The organism is Flavobacterium sp. 270 (assembly GCF_004368785.1).
Taxonomy (GTDB): domain Bacteria; phylum Bacteroidota; class Bacteroidia; order Flavobacteriales; family Flavobacteriaceae; genus Flavobacterium.
This window is the reverse complement of the sequence record NZ_SODM01000002.1, coordinates 340,797-355,677: the sequence shown is the minus strand read 5'-3', so window position 1 is coordinate 355,677 and position 14,881 is coordinate 340,797. Positions and strand designations below refer to the sequence as shown.

Annotated in this window: 12 protein-coding genes and 3 tRNA genes; 10 read left to right on the top strand and 5 right to left on the bottom strand. The window is 33.2% G+C overall.

The window, feature by feature from the left end; all coding sequences use genetic code 11:
• The first annotated feature begins 59 nt into the window (after positions 1-59).
• The 10 genes from EV144_RS08895 to EV144_RS08850 all read left to right on the top strand — a co-directional run bounded on the left by EV144_RS08895 (position 60) and on the right by EV144_RS08850 (position 11,654).
• Complete coding sequence (locus tag EV144_RS08895; RefSeq protein ID WP_134148106.1) at positions 60-638, top strand: DUF4082 domain-containing protein; 579 nt, start codon at positions 60-62, stop codon at positions 636-638.
• 236 nt (positions 639-874) lie between these two features.
• Positions 875-3,451, top strand: coding sequence for a M1 family metallopeptidase (locus tag EV144_RS08890; RefSeq protein ID WP_134148104.1), 2,577 nt, complete (start codon positions 875-877; stop codon positions 3,449-3,451).
• The gene (locus EV144_RS08885) at positions 3,448-4,374 is read left to right on the top strand and encodes a DUF58 domain-containing protein (protein WP_134148102.1); all 927 of its coding nucleotides are present in this window, start codon (positions 3,448-3,450) and stop codon (positions 4,372-4,374) included. Before EV144_RS08890 ends, EV144_RS08885 begins: the two co-directional genes overlap by 4 nt.
• An 86-nt stretch (positions 4,375-4,460) precedes the next feature.
• Positions 4,461-4,534, top strand: a tRNA-Asp gene (locus tag EV144_RS08880).
• A gap of 513 nt (positions 4,535-5,047) precedes the next feature.
• Positions 5,048-5,121: transfer RNA gene (locus tag EV144_RS08875), tRNA-Asp, on the top strand.
• A 421-nt stretch (positions 5,122-5,542) separates the two neighbouring features.
• Positions 5,543-6,367 carry an AraC family transcriptional regulator gene (locus EV144_RS08870; protein ID WP_134148101.1) on the top strand — a complete coding sequence of 275 codons (825 nt, stop codon included), beginning with the start codon at positions 5,543-5,545 and terminating at the stop codon, positions 6,365-6,367.
• 411 nt (positions 6,368-6,778) lie between these two features.
• Positions 6,779-8,086 carry a TolC family protein gene (locus tag EV144_RS08865; protein WP_243854643.1) on the top strand — a complete coding sequence of 436 codons (1,308 nt, stop codon included), beginning with the start codon at positions 6,779-6,781 and terminating at the stop codon, positions 8,084-8,086.
• 51 nt (positions 8,087-8,137) lie between these two features.
• On the top strand, positions 8,138-9,190 hold the full coding sequence (locus EV144_RS08860; protein ID WP_134148099.1) for an HlyD family secretion protein: 1,053 nt from the start codon (positions 8,138-8,140) through the stop codon (positions 9,188-9,190).
• Position 9,191: 1 nt separating this feature from the next.
• Positions 9,192-10,775: an MFS transporter gene (locus EV144_RS08855; protein ID WP_134148097.1), complete on the top strand. Its 1,584-nt coding sequence runs from the start codon at positions 9,192-9,194 to the stop codon at positions 10,773-10,775.
• A 219-nt stretch (positions 10,776-10,994) separates the two neighbouring features.
• Entirely contained in the window at positions 10,995-11,654 is a 660-nt protein-coding gene (locus EV144_RS08850) for an HAD family hydrolase (protein WP_134148095.1), read from the top strand.
• 116 nt (positions 11,655-11,770) lie between these two features.
• Here the strand turns inward: EV144_RS08850 and EV144_RS08845 are convergent, their stop codons facing one another.
• From EV144_RS08845 to EV144_RS08825, 5 genes are all read right to left on the bottom strand, one after another.
• Positions 11,771-12,193, bottom strand: coding sequence for a hypothetical protein (locus EV144_RS08845; protein ID WP_134148094.1), 423 nt, complete (start codon positions 12,191-12,193; stop codon positions 11,771-11,773).
• Between the two features lie 2 nt (positions 12,194-12,195).
• A complete protein-coding gene (locus EV144_RS08840; protein WP_134148092.1) occupies positions 12,196-12,846 on the bottom strand; it encodes a DUF1080 domain-containing protein in 651 nt (216 codons plus the stop codon).
• Positions 12,847-12,949: 103 nt separating this feature from the next.
• On the bottom strand, positions 12,950-13,714 hold the full coding sequence (locus tag EV144_RS08835) for an Abi-alpha family protein (protein WP_134148091.1): 765 nt from the start codon (positions 13,712-13,714) through the stop codon (positions 12,950-12,952).
• Positions 13,715-13,787: 73 nt separating this feature from the next.
• A complete protein-coding gene (locus EV144_RS08830) occupies positions 13,788-14,534 on the bottom strand; it encodes a hypothetical protein (RefSeq protein ID WP_134148089.1) in 747 nt (248 codons plus the stop codon).
• 212 nt (positions 14,535-14,746) lie between these two features.
• Positions 14,747-14,828: transfer RNA gene (locus EV144_RS08825), tRNA-Leu, on the bottom strand.
• Positions 14,829-14,881 lie beyond the last annotated feature (53 nt).

Below are 14,881 nucleotides of genomic sequence, written 5' to 3'. Positions count from 1 at the left end.
CGTACTGATATAATTAAGAGAAATAAAACCAAATTAAGAACGAGATAAATTAAATTATTATGAAAACTTTAAAAACAATTCTTGCACTTTTAATTATTACACTTTCTGCAGTTTCTTGCAGCAGTGACAAAGACAATGGACCAACATTTGCAACAGAAAACCCATTAACGGCATATTATACACAAACAGGATTTACTACTGTGGCAAACTTTGTAAATTCTGGAGATTATGAATTCGGATTGGTATTTACACCAACTGTAAAAGGAAAAATTAAAGCAATTACTTTAAAACTTCCTGCAATAAATGCAGCGGTTCGTGTTACGATTTGGGACTATACATCAAAAGCAGTATTGCGTTCAGAAACTTTAAATGTTGCAACTGCAGACGTTCAGGTATCTAAAGAAATCAGTGAATTGGCTTTAGACAAAGACAAAAAATACATGATTACCATGAATTCTAATGATTGGTATAAAAAGAGTAAAGCAGATAATAGCAATGTAACTTATCCAATTGTTGCTGGGAATATTACGATTAATGAATACAGATGGCTTGCGGGAACTACACAAACTTTTCCAACAAATGTTTCTGCAAGTTATAATGCAGGAGATTTAAGCTTTGATTTTCAACAAACGGAATAATTCTAATTTGGATAGCTTTGAATTAGTTAGTTGAAAAAGGTTTGGCGAGAGTCAAGCCTTTTTTGATTTTCGGTTTGCCACGAATTCCACAAATTTTCACAAATTATTTTTTGTCTTGAGAGGTTACATTTTTTGGTTGATGATTTCATATTAAAATGAAAAATAAAATTCGTGAGGATTCGTGCAATTCGTGGCAAACTTTTTTTTTATTTTTACGAATCTTATATTCCTTAAAAATGAAAATTTTCTACAGCCTTCTTATCTTCTTTATAATACTAACTTCTGGTTTTTCTCAGTCAAAAAAGAACGAAAATCTTATTTTAGAAAACGGTGTTTCAGAACAAATGGCGCGTTTTAGAAAACAGCAAATTTCAAAAGTTACGTACGGATTGTCTTTTGAAATTCCGAATGAAAAACAGCAGGATATTAATGCCAATCTTAGTTTAGATCTTGTTTTAGCTGATTTAAGCGAACCTTTATATTTAGATTTTAAAGAGAAAACCCAAAATATAAAATCAATTTTGGTAAACGGAAAAAGCATTGCTATTGTTCATGAAAAAGGACATATTGTTATTGCTGCTGATAAATTAGTTAAAGGGCAAAACGAGATTGTAATTTCATTCATTGCCGGAAATTTATCTCTCAACCGAAACGATGATTTTCTCTATACTTTATTAGTTCCGGATCGTGCGAGCACCTTATTCCCGTGTTTTGATCAGCCCGATATAAAAGCAACTTATAAATTGAGTCTAACTGTTCCAAAAGAATGGTCTGTTCTCGCTGGCGGATTTGTAAAAGAAAAACAAGAGCAAGGCAGTTTTACAAAATATACTTTTGGTGAAACAGATAAAATGAGCACTTATTTGTTTTCTTTCGTAGCCGGAAAATTTAATAGCGTTACAAAGAAACCGGAGAACAGAGAAATGACTTTTTTGTATCGCGAAAATGATCGCGGAAAAATACAAAGCAGCACCGATACCATTTTTAAACTGCACCAGCAATCCGTAGATTTCTTAGAAAAATATACCAATTATAAATTTCCATTTCAGAAATTAGATTTCGCTTCAATTCCCGTTTTTCAATATGGCGGAATGGAACATGTTGGCGCGATTCAATACAGAGAATCGACTTTGTTTCTGGATAACAGCGCAACCGACAGCGAGAAATTAGATCGCGCAAAACTAATAGCGCACGAAACCTCACACATGTGGTTTGGCGATTTAGTCACCATGAAATGGTTTGATGATGTTTGGATGAAAGAAGTTTTTGCCAATTTTATGGCCGACAAAATCATGAATCCAATTTTCCCGAAAGTCAATCATAATCTGCAGTTTCTTACGGCGCATTATCCTAACGCTTACGCGGAAGATCGTTCGTTAGGAACACATCCGATAAAACAACATTTGGAAAATCTAAAAGATGCAGGCTCACTTTACGGTGCTATTATTTATAACAAAGCGCCCATTATGATGCGCCAGCTTGAAGCTTTTATGGGGGCAGCAGCTTTTCAGAAAGGAATTCAAAAGTATATTGAGAAATATGCCAACGACAACGCAGATTGGAATAATCTTGTCGAAATCTTAGATGCAGAAACTCCTCTCGATATGAAGAAATGGAGTGAAATCTGGGTAAATAGATGGGGAAGACCAATTATAACAGATAAAGTTGATTACGATGATCAAAATAGAATCAAGAGTTTTTTAATCTTTCAAGAAGCAGAAGGTAAATCGGATAATGTCTGGCCTCAGATTTTTGAAATTGGTTTGGTTTACAATGATAGTGTAAAAGTGGTAAATGTCAATTTAAAAGAAAGAGATTTGCTTTTAAAAGAAGTTATTGGACTTCCAAAACCAATTGATGTAATTTACAATTATAATGGTTTCGGTTACGGAGTTTTTCCGCTTGACGGGAATACTATAGCGTCTGTTTTAACTCTAAAAGATGAGGTTGCAAGAGCTTCGACTTATATTAATATTTATGAAAACACCTTAGCAGGAAATGTTTCGCCAATAAAAGCTTTTGATTGTTTCGTAAAAGGAATTCAAACGGAACAAAATGAATTGGTTTTGAAAATAATCACGAATTCAACCAGCAATATATTTTGGAAATTCCTGACCGAAAAACAACAAATTGCAAGTCAGAAACAATTAGAAAATATTCTTTTCGAGCGTTTGCAAACCAATTTGTCAAGTAATATCAAAAAGACATTATTCAATTTATTCAGTTCAATTGCCTATTCTGATTCTGGAAAAGAAAAATTATACAAGATTTGGACGAAAGAAACCGTTATTTCGGGCTTAAAATTAAACGAAGACGATTATACCAATATGGCAATGAATCTGGCGATTTTTAAACATAAAAAAGCCGATGAAATTTTAGCGAAAGCGAAAACTGCGATTACAAATCCAGACAAAGTAAAACGTTTTGAATTTCTGCTTCCCTCTTTATCTCAAAAAGAATCCGTTAGAAATGCTTTTATGGAATCTTTAAAAGACGATAAAAACAGAGAAAAAGAATCATGGGTTTCTGTAGGATTGGCTAATATTCATCATCCGTTGCGTCAGGAAAGTGCACAAAAGTATATCAGATTTTCATTAGATTTGATTGATGAAATTCAGCGTACCGGAGATATTTTCTTTCCGAAAGACTGGCTGAACAATACGATTGGAAAATATTCGTCGAAATATGCTTTTGATGAAGTACAGAAATTCTTAAAAGAAAACCCTAATTTTAGTCCGATTTTGAAGCGAAAATTGTTTCAGGCAACAGACGGTTTGTACCGCGCACAAAATATTAAAAAAGAAACCGAATGAAAATCGAATCAGAAATAGAGAAAGTTTCCAGTTTTCAGCATCTCGAAATGTTGGCAAACCAAGTTGTAGAAGGTTTTATATCGGGAATGCACAAGAGTCCGTTTCATGGATTTTCTGCCGAATTTTCGGAACACAAAGTGTATAATGCCGGCGAAAGCACCAAACATATCGATTGGAAATTATTTGCCAAAACTGACCGTTTATATACCAAACGTTTTGAAGAAGAAACCAATATGCGTTGTCACATTATTGTCGATAATTCGTCGTCAATGCATTATCCGGAACTGAAATCAAATCAGCCTTTTTACGAAAAAAAGATTGGTTTTGCGGTTTTGGCTTCGGCAGTTTTAATGAATATTTTAAAGAAACAGCGCGATGCCGTTGGTTTGAGTGTTTTCTCAGATAATTACGAATATTACGCGCCAGAAAAAGGAAGCGATCGTCATCATAGAATGCTTTTGAATAAACTGGAGCAATTATTAGAACAGCCAAAAGTCAAAAAAAGTACCGATACCATTACCTATCTTCATCAGATTGCAGAGAAAATGCACCGCAGATCGATGATTGTTTTGTTTACCGATATGTTTCAGTCGGCAGACGATGAGAAGTTATTCAGCGCCTTACAGCATCTAAAACATAATAAACATAAAGTAGTTTTATTTCATGTTGTAGATCATAAAACCGAACTTCAATTTGATTTTGACAATACACCTCGCAAATTTATCGATGTAGAAACAGGAGAAGAAGTCTCCATTTATGCTGATAATGTAAAAGACGAATACGAAAAAAGAGCAGAAGCGTACTTTAAAAATCTAGCTTTAACCTGCGCGAAGAACCAAATTAAGTACGTTTCGGTAAATGTGGGCGATAATTTTGAAAAAATATTAACCACTTATTTAGTTGAAAAACAAAACTTTGGATAACGATTAAAATAAAAATTTAATTTTTTTTATAAAAACACTTGCAGAAATGAAATTCTGTACTATCTTTGCAACCGCAATAACGCAGAGGTTTGGTAGTTCAGTTGGTTAGAATACATGCCTGTCACGCATGGGGTCGCGGGTTCGAGTCCCGTCCAGACCGCAATATTGGGAGAAGCCTTTCTGTAAAGAAAGGCTTTTTTGCCCAAATACGGTATCTAAGATTAGTTGTGTTGTTTTGCTGAGAATTTGTAACTCTCAGCTCGGTTTAGTAGTTAGACCAATGAAAAGCTTTCCACTTTGTGGATGGCTTTTTTGATTTAAGACCTTTTGTAAAAGGTAAAATCCAATCCTGAAATCCAGGAAAAATTCCAAATTCCAAAATTTATAGCAAGATTTTCTTATAACAAAGAGCGCTAAGATTTACGCAAGGTTTTTTTAATAAGCTTTTCAAACCTTTTTTTTAACCTTGCATTTTTTTGTGAGTAATTAAGTGTAGTTTGTCATTTCGAGGAACGGGAAATCGCACTAGATTGTAAAAAATAGGTTTATAAAGTTGAAATTTGAAATTTTAAAATATTGGAATTTAAGGGGTTAAAATTTTATTGATTTTTATTCGCAAAAACCCTTGCAGAATCAAACTTCTGTTGTATTTTTGCACTCACAATAAGCAGTGGGTTTGGTAGTTCAGTTGGTTAGAATACATGCCTGTCACGCATGGGGTCGCGGGTTCGAGTCCCGTCCAGACCGCTTAGTTTTTTAAAAATGCCTTTTCGTTAAGAAAAGGCATTTTTTTTTGCTTAACTGTGCCGAAGACTCAAGCAAAGTTTTTTTTAATCTCGCAAAGATGCAAAGACGCCAAGTTTTTCTTTCACGCAGATTTTGCAGATTTAATTTTGATTTTTTTGTGTTGGAATGTATAATTTTTTCTCTCGCAGATTTGACAAATTTTTAATTTATTTGCGAATCTGCAAGAGCATTAAAAAAGAAATCATCTAAACATCTGCTAAAATCTTTTTCAATCTGCGTGAAACAAAAATCCTTCTAATCCCTGTAATCTGTGGCTAAAAAAATGAAGACTTCGCGTCTTTGCGAGCAAATTATCTGTCCAATAAATAATTTTAGCGAACTTTGCGTAAAACTTAGCGCTCTTTGCGGTTAAAAAAATTCAATGGAACAACCAACCTTTAAAGTAGATAAATATTATATCGAGAAAGTAGATGCCGATAAAAAAAGCATTTATTGTCATCATAATATAATGGGTGAATTGTTTGTTCCAAAACATAAACACGAAAAAGCACAAATGCTCTATGCAGAAGGCGATGTAGTTTTTGTGACAACCGAAACGAAATCTTACTTTTTACCTGCAAGACATTTTATTTGGATTCCCGCCGGATTAGAACACAGCATCGAACCAAAATCGGAACAGGTGATGATGCGAAATCTGTATTTTCCGATTGAAAATGGCGAAGATGAATTTTATAAAAACGAAGGCATTTATCCTGTAAATAACCTTTTGCTTCAAATGATGCTTTTTACCAATCGCTGGAATGGACATCTTGAAGAAGGAACGCCTAATTTTACCATTGCTAAAGCCATAAAAGCCATTTTACCACAGATTTGTCCAACCAATCTTCCGTTAGAATTACCACAGCCCAAAGACAAACGACTTGGTAAAATCTTACGCCACGTCGAGAATAATCTGGGCGAAACCATTTTGTTTTCAAACGTAGCGCATGAGTTTGGCTATAGCGAAAGATCGTTATCACGTTTATTTCAAAAAGATCTCAAAATGTCTTTCATTCAATATTATACCATTAGAAGAATTTTAAAGGCAATCGAACTTTTATTAGAAAGAAAACTTTCTGTAAAAGAAATAGCGCTGGAAGTGGGCTATAATAGTGTTCCAACGTTTAGTAATACTTTTTTTAAAATACTTGGACAGCGTCCGTCTGATTATTCTAATCGTGAAGAGATTTTGGAACAGCAGAAATAATTTTTTCTCCCGCAGATTCGGCAGATTAAGCTGATTTTATGAGCGTAAATTATTTTAAAAATATCTGCTAAATCTCCAAAATCTGCGAGAGTATAATTTTCACGTAGATTTTACAGATTAAAGCGATTAACGCAAATCTTTATTTTTATCAAAATGAATATTAAAAAATAATCTGCCACATCTGCCTAAATCTATTCAAATCTGCGTGAAACACAACCCTTTGTTTCTCAATGTTATAATATAACGTTTTCGGAAAACAATATTTTAACATTTGGCTGAAATGAATACGTTCTTGGCTTTTTAGAATTATCAGTCAATAAAAAAATGAAGGAACTTTGCATCATAATTATTTATGTACTTATGTTCCTTAAAAAATCGATTATTACAGTAGATTGTTTTCTCAAAAAGGTAATGTTAGTTTTAATTGTTTTAGCAGTTGGTACTTCGCAGGCACAGCAAGTACATTCGATTACGCTAAACGAAGCGATAAAACTAGCCAAAGAAAACAACAAAAACATCCTTAAATCTCGACTTGAGATTACGCTTTCTGAGCAAAACATTAAAGAAAATAAAGAACAGCGCCTTCCGGAAATAGAACTAAACGGAATGTACTCCAGAATTACCAACATCACCGAATTTCGCGGAAGCGGATTCTTAAAAGACAAAGTAGTTACAAAAGCAATTCCGGAAATCTATGAAGTTGGAACTTCGTTTGCGATGCCTATTTACGCAGGAAATAAAATCAACAATGCGATAAAAATTGCCAATCAGGAAAATCAGATTTCGCAGATTAAAAAAGAAAAAACAGAAAACGATATTCAGTTAGCGGTAGTGGATACGTATTTGGCAATTTATAAAATGATGGAACTTCAGAAAATTTTTGAAGAAAATATCAAAGAAGAAAAAAGCCGATTGAAAGAAGTGCAGTCCTTACAAAAACACGGAACGGTTACTAAAAATGAAGTTATCCGTGCCGAATTGCAACTTTCGGATCGTGAATTAAATGCTTTGACAAATTCAAAAAACATCAAAATCGCACTTCATGATTTTAAAACGTTGGTTCAGCTTCCGGAAAACGAGGAAATAACCATCGATACAACGCAAAATCTGGACGAAATGAACGGAATTGATTCGTATGATTCTTATCTGAACAAAGCTTTTAAAAATGAAGAAATGCGAATAGCAGATCAGGAAGTTGACATTAGAAAAACCGAATTAAATCTGGTAAAGGGCAATTATTATCCCAGCATCAATTTCTTCGGAAATTACGGTTTTAATTATCCCAACTACAAATTTTTTCCGCCAAATCCTTATTTGTACACTTTAGGGCAAATTGGAGTTTCTGCGAAGTTTGATATTTCGGGTTTGTATAAAAACAAAACCAAAGTTCAAATGGCGAATACCAGAATTCAGTGGCAGGAAAATCAAACAGCGATTTTGAAAGATAAAGTTCAGGACGAATTATTCAAAAATCATACACAATACGAAGAGATTCTCGAAAAGTTTGTTGTGGTTGATAAAGCCTTAGAACTGGCAGACGAAAACTACAGAATTGTAAAACTGAAATACCTTAATCAATTGGTTTTAATTACCGAAATGGTTGATGCGGACAACGCTTTATTACAGGCAAAATACAATAAGATTTCAACCCGAATTGATGCCGTTATGAAACATTACGAATTACTGCATACAGCAGGCGCAATGCCAAATGAGATTTAGTTTTTTAGAGAAAATAGAATATAGAGAATAGAAATAGATAGATATAAGTTTATGGTAAAGATTAAAAATGAAACTAGAGCAAATAAATCGTTTCATATTATAATTACAATTATTGCGTGTGCGCTGGTTATCAGCGGCGTTATTTTAGGGATTTGGTTTTATGTTTTCAATCGTAATCACGAAGAAACCAATGATGCTCAGGTCGAGCAATACGTTACGCCAATTATGTCGCGTATTACGGGATATGTGCAGGAAGTTCGTTTTGAAGAAAATCAGTTTGTGCACAAAGGCGATACTTTAGTGGTGATTGATAATAGAGAGTATAAATCGAAACTAAATGTGGCTTTGGCCGATGTACAAAGTGCGAAACAAACCAGTATTGTTGCCGAGAAAAGTGTGGCAGTAAGCGCAACTTCAACCGCAATTGGCGAAGCACAATTGGCCGGAGCAAAAACAACTTTGTGGAAAACAAAACTCGAATTTGAACGTTACGAAGCGCTTGTAAAAGAAGAAGCGGCAACGTCTCAGCAATTAGAAAAAGTAAAAGCAGATTATGAAGCTGCGCAGGCACACTATCAGGAAATGCGTGATCGTATTAACGCTGCAAACTTAAGCACTTCGCAGGCACAGGCCAATGTTCCGACAACACAGACCAATATAGAATCTAAAAAAGCAGTGGCAGACAATGCGGCTTTATTCCTTTCGTACACGATAATTAAAGCGCCTTACGACGGCTGGATTGGAAAAAGAATTTTGCAGCCCGGACAAATGGTAAAAGAAGGACAAACTTTACTTTCTATTGTAAGTAAAGAAAAATGGATTACTGCCAATTTTAAAGAAACTCAATTGCAGTATTTAACGGTTGGTCAGGAAGTAAAAATAAAAGCCGACGCCGTAAGCGATCGTGATTTTGTGGGTGTAATTACCTCACTTTCTCCGGCGAGTGGCGCGCGATTTTCGCTTTTGCCTCCAGACAACGCAACAGGAAATTTTGTGAAGATAGAACAAAGAATTCCGGTTAGAATTCAGCTGAAAGAAACCGACAAAAAAGCCGATTTCCTGAGAGCTGGAATGAATATAACCGTTATTGCAGCACATCAATAAAATGAACGATACGAGTATTTTTAAATCCTGGGTTCCAAATTGGGCAATAATTATCATATTATTTGTCTGTTTGCTGCACTCGATGATTTTGCTTGGAGTTTATACTTCAAACGTAACTTATGCAGCAAGTTTTCTGGACATTGAGCCCGAAGATTTGCAGTTTGCAATGTGCGTAACCTACGGAACTTTGCTGGCAACAATTTTAATCGAAGGTCGATTTTCGAGTTTTTTTCCAACCAAAAATTATCTGATGATGGTTTATTCCCTTATCGGAATCACGATTGTTTCGTCAGCTTATATTACCAATTTTGCCGTTTTTTTATTGATGCGTGTTGCCGAAGGAATTTTAATGGCATTGCCTGTAATTACAATCAGACAATTATTGATTGAGCGTTTTCATTCTAAAAATGCCATAATTATTGGGTTTTCATTTTATTACGGCTCGCTGTTATTATCAACACCTTTTATTATGAATATTGCCGTTTGGTTTCTCGATCATTACGATTGGAAATACATGCTGTATGTTTCGGGAATGCTTCAGGTTTTGAATGTTTTTTTGATTTTAGTTACTTTTAAAGGACATCGAATCACAAAGAAAATTCCGTTATACCAAATCGACTGGATGAGTTATTTCCTGATTCTGACTTCAATTCTCTGCGGAGCTTATTTCTTTGTTTATGCCGAGAAAAAATATTGGTTTGAATCTTCACAAATGGTTCTCATGTTAATGATTTCGCTGATTACGGGAGGTTTATTTATCTTTAAAGAACTTTTGGTAAAACGACCAAGTTTTAATTTTGAAGTTTTCAAATATGCCAATCTCCGTATTGGTTTTCTGTTATTTTTCCTTTTTTATATCAGCAGAGCAACATTAAGCCTTTGTCACGGAGCCATGTATTCAATTTGGAATTGGGACCCGTCGCGAGTGGCGGGCGTGCAGTACATCAACGGATTCGGAAATGTAATAGGATTAATTCTCGGAGCAATTTTCCTGATGAAATCCATGTCGACCAAATACATTTTTATGATTGGATTTTCGCTTATTGCAGTATTTCATTTTTGGTTTACGTTTCTTTTTGTGCCCGATGTTTCGCTGAGTGATATTATAATTCCGTACGTTTTACAAGGCATTGGAGTAGGACTTTTATTTGTGCCTTTGATTTTATTTACAACCTCTTCGGTTCCTGCAAATATGGCAGTTTCTTCTGGAATTGTCGGCGTTTCGGGAAGATTTTGGGGAAGTACAATTGGTTTTTGCATTATGCAGAATGCGGTTGTATTTTTAAACAAAAAACATTTCTTGAAATTAAGTCAATTCGTAACCGACAGTAGTGCAGAAACGCAGGAAACTTTAGCCAAAACAAGCCAAAGTTTTATGGCAAAAGGATATTCGCTTGACGAATCTAATACTTTGGCGTTGAAAAAAGTTTTTAGCACCGTTGCCAAGCAATCAACCTTATTAACAAATATGGAGATTTATACGATTGTAGGTTATGGTTTGGTAGTTTTAATTATTCTTATTGCGTTGAATCAGCATTTAAGACAGACGGTAGATTTAGTTAAAAGCAGGATTTGGATTGGTTAAGTTTAAGTTAATCTCGCAAAGTTGCAGAGACACAAAGTTTTTTACTCTCGCAGATTTGGCAGATTAAGCGGATTATTTTACAAGAATTAAAATCTCCTAAATCTGCCAAATCTGCGAGAGACAAATCCTTTTAATCTTATTAATCTGTGGCAAAATTAAACTTTGCGACAAACAACACTTATCAGTATCTTGTCAACATTAAAAATACAACTAAAATATATGAGCCAGCAATGTGTTATTTTTGATATGGACGGCGTGATTTGTCACACCAATCCGCATCACGTAAAAGCTTTTGAAGCCTTCTTTGATAAATACAAAATTCCTTATACACAAGACGAATTTGAAGACCATATGTACGGAAAACATAACGGCTACATTATGACGCATTTCTTTAAGCGTTCTGTTGCCGGAGAAGAACTTGCAAAACTAGAAGACGAAAAAGAATCCATGTTCCGTGAAATTTATAAAGACAAAGTAGAAACGATTCCGCATTATTTGAAGTTTCTTGATGAACTAAAATCACGTGGTTTTAAAACTGCTGTTGCAACTTCTGCACCGCGCGCCAATCTCGATTTGATTATAAACGCTTTACAAATCGAAAACAAAATGAATTCGATGATGTCTAGCGAAGACGTAAAACATCATAAACCAGATCCGGAAGTTTATCTAAAATCAGCAGAGCGTGTTGGTGTTTCTCTGTCGGATTGTGTGGTTTTTGAAGATTCATTTTCGGGAGTTTCCGCAGCGCTAAATGCCGGAATGAAAGTCGTTGGCGTTTTGAGCACACATACCAAAGAACAGCTTCCGCCTTGTGATTTTTATATTAATGATTATAGTGAAGTAAATGTGGATAAGATTTTGGAGTTGTTGAAAGCTTAAGTTTTTAAACCATATAAGAAATATAAGTTCATTTAAAACATTGAACTCAATGAATTGCCTTCAGCTTTAGCTGGAGGTTTTTTTATGTTTTGAAAGAAAAGGCTTTAGCCAAAATTTCACTCTCCTTCGAAAAAAGCTTTTTTATTATGTTCTACTAAATATAAACAATCATTACCTTTTTCGTCAACTGCTTTTCGTATATCAAAACTATAAGAGCCTTTAGATTCGGTATATCTTTCTGTGCCGCACCAGCTCCAGTTTAGTTGATCTAATTTCTTGTTTTTTATGATGCCGCTTATTTCGTCATATGGATAACTACTGTCAAATTCGAAACTCTTAAAACTGATTTTTTCTGTAGAATTGTTGTTTCTAAGTTCTCCTATTAAAGTTCCGGCAATGATAAGTGAATCGATATCTTCTCCAGTTTTATTGTAAAATTTGGCATGAAAACCTCTAAAGGTTATAAAACTAGTTAAGATAAATATAATTGCTAATGCAAAAACAAAAAGTTCTATTTTTCTTTCTTTCGATATTCTCATTTTTAGTGAATACTTTTCAATTTAATATTCTTAAAATCAATTGGCGAATGCTCATAATTCAACGAAATTTTCCCTTCTGTAGAAGAAGCTTCCGTACATTCGTTTACCAATTTACCATTCAAATATTGCGTGATTTTCCCGTTGAAAGATTTAATCACAACAGAATTCCACTCACCATACGGATTTTCATTGGCTAAAAACTTAGCAGAAACCACACTTGCACCGGCTTCGATCGATTTCCCGTTTACTTTTGCGGTCACTTGATCCAAAAAGATAAAATCGCCGGTAGTATTTTCTTTTATCTGAAATTGAATTCCTTTTGGCCAGATTTTATCAGATGCGTCCAAAGGAATGTTATACATGACACCGCTGTTTTTGGTGCTTTTTGTTTTGTATTTCTCTTCAAGATTCCATCTATATTCTAAAGTAAGTTCAAAGTTTTTATAACTTTTTTTAGTCATCAAACAACCATTTTCTTCTCCGTACATACGAATCATTCCATCTGTAAACTCGTATACTTTTGATGGTTCTTGTCTTGCGGTATTTGCTTTTGTAAAAGCATACCAATCGTCTGTTTCTAAGCTTTTTTGCTGAACGGCACAGGAATTTAAAATAAAGACAAGAAGAAGTACAAAGGCTAATTTTTGGAACATAAGAATAATTTTAAAACAAAATCGATTTGTTGATTGATGATTTAATAAGCGTAGAAATAATTATATAGTGTATATATAAATTTGTAGTTGTTCTTTGATATTATTAAATGCTTTTACATTGATTTACGAAATAAAGTCCATAAGGAGTAAAATAATAATCTTCTGATTTTGAGTATGTAGTAGATAAATCTAGATTTAAAGAAACTGCCTGCTCCATTCCTCTGCGCTTATCTTCAACAATTTCTCCATCAGAAAACCCATCTTCAATATCTATGTCGGGATCATCATTGCGAAGGATTCCTAAGGATTCTAAATTATCAATATAAATATTAGCAAATTCAGTAGTTAAATTAAATTGTTTCTTTATATCATTGAATGAGAATATTATTGTGTTAGGATTTATTTCATTATATTTTCTATGAGATAATAGAGATCTCTCAAGAATCTGATCTCTTCTATAATTAAATTTAGATTGTAAATAGTCTAAAATTTTTGCTTCTTCTGAAGATAAATTAGATAGAGTAATTACTAATTTGTGTTCAATTCCATATTCTTTAGAAGAAGCAATATTTGAAATAAGATTTGCCCATTTAATTTGAAGATTTTCGTTTTCTTCTAATGAAGATTTTTCTAATAATGGAACAAGGGTTTTTAAGTTAATTTGATGCGGTTTTTTACCATTTTTTTCCATAATTTGATTGGCTTTATCTAATATCTTTATTTGATTTTCCAATCGTTTTAATCTCATTTTGTTACCAAAAATACCTCCTATTTCATGAAAACCTTCGCCTAATAGTGTACTTAAAAGTTTTTCTGTTTTATCTAATATTTGTTTTGGAAGATTTAAACTATCTATTAATTCTTTCATATGAGAATATTTTTAATTTATTATTTGTATTAGATTTCTCTAATTAGTGTCTTATCTAAAAAACATTGAAGATCTATTCGTTTTTATTTTTACTAACAGCTTGACCAAAGAAATACCCTAAGATTAATAGAAATGCATTTTCGATTATGCTAGTTGTTTTGATTCCTATAAACATTGAAACTAATAAACTAACAGTCATAATAAATAATATCACTCCTCCTAAAATTGAAGCGATTGATTCTTTAGCCAAAATTTTTAACCATATTTGAGATTTTTTATCAAAAATGTCTAACCTTGACCTTGATAATTCAAGTTCTTCTTTTATCAAATTAATTTTATTAAATTCTTTATCTATTGCTTTTTCTTCTTGTGCAAATTTACCTGCTTGTTGTTGAAGCTCCTTTAGCTCTTTTGTTAATTGTGTTTGTAAATCTTTATTTTCAATGTTTTTGACTAGTTTGCTCACAGAATCAATTTTGTCATCTCTTTCTATTGATTTCAAAAGTTCAAAAACTTCTTTTTTCTTTGCAATTAAATTTGTTTCTATACTGATATAAAAGCCCACGCGGTTTTTTGCTGATCTTTTATCTTCTAAAATATAATCTTCATTTTCAAAGTAGCTAGTAGAATGCTTTTCGTTAAGCTCTTTATTCTTTAATAGGTTGTCTAATTCCTCTAATTTATTTCTAAGTTGTTCGCTACTTAAGTATTTTAAATCTTTTGAACTAAACCCCATTTTATCAAGAATTTTCTCAAACTCTTTAAAAGATAATTCTTCATAATATTCTCGAGTAGTGTCAAAAGTTTTAAATTTTCTCATATTTATTAAGATAGCTTATTTATAATCGAATAAGATGTTAGTTTTTCAAAATAAAGTTTTTATATTTAATTAATCAAAGATAGAAAAGTATTTTTGTAAATTATTAAGAGAGTTATTTTCAATATTATAATTGAGTTTTACTTTAATAAAAAAAGGCAGAAGTGTACCAAAAACAAAAAAGCTTCTGAAAAATCTTCAGAAGCTTTTTTTAGTGCGGATAATAGGACTCGAACCTACACGCCTTGCGGCACCAGATCCTAAGTCTGGCATGTCTACCAATTTCACCATATCCGCGTAATTGTGGGTGCAAAGATAAGCATAGTTTCCAATAATCAAAGCGTTTTTTG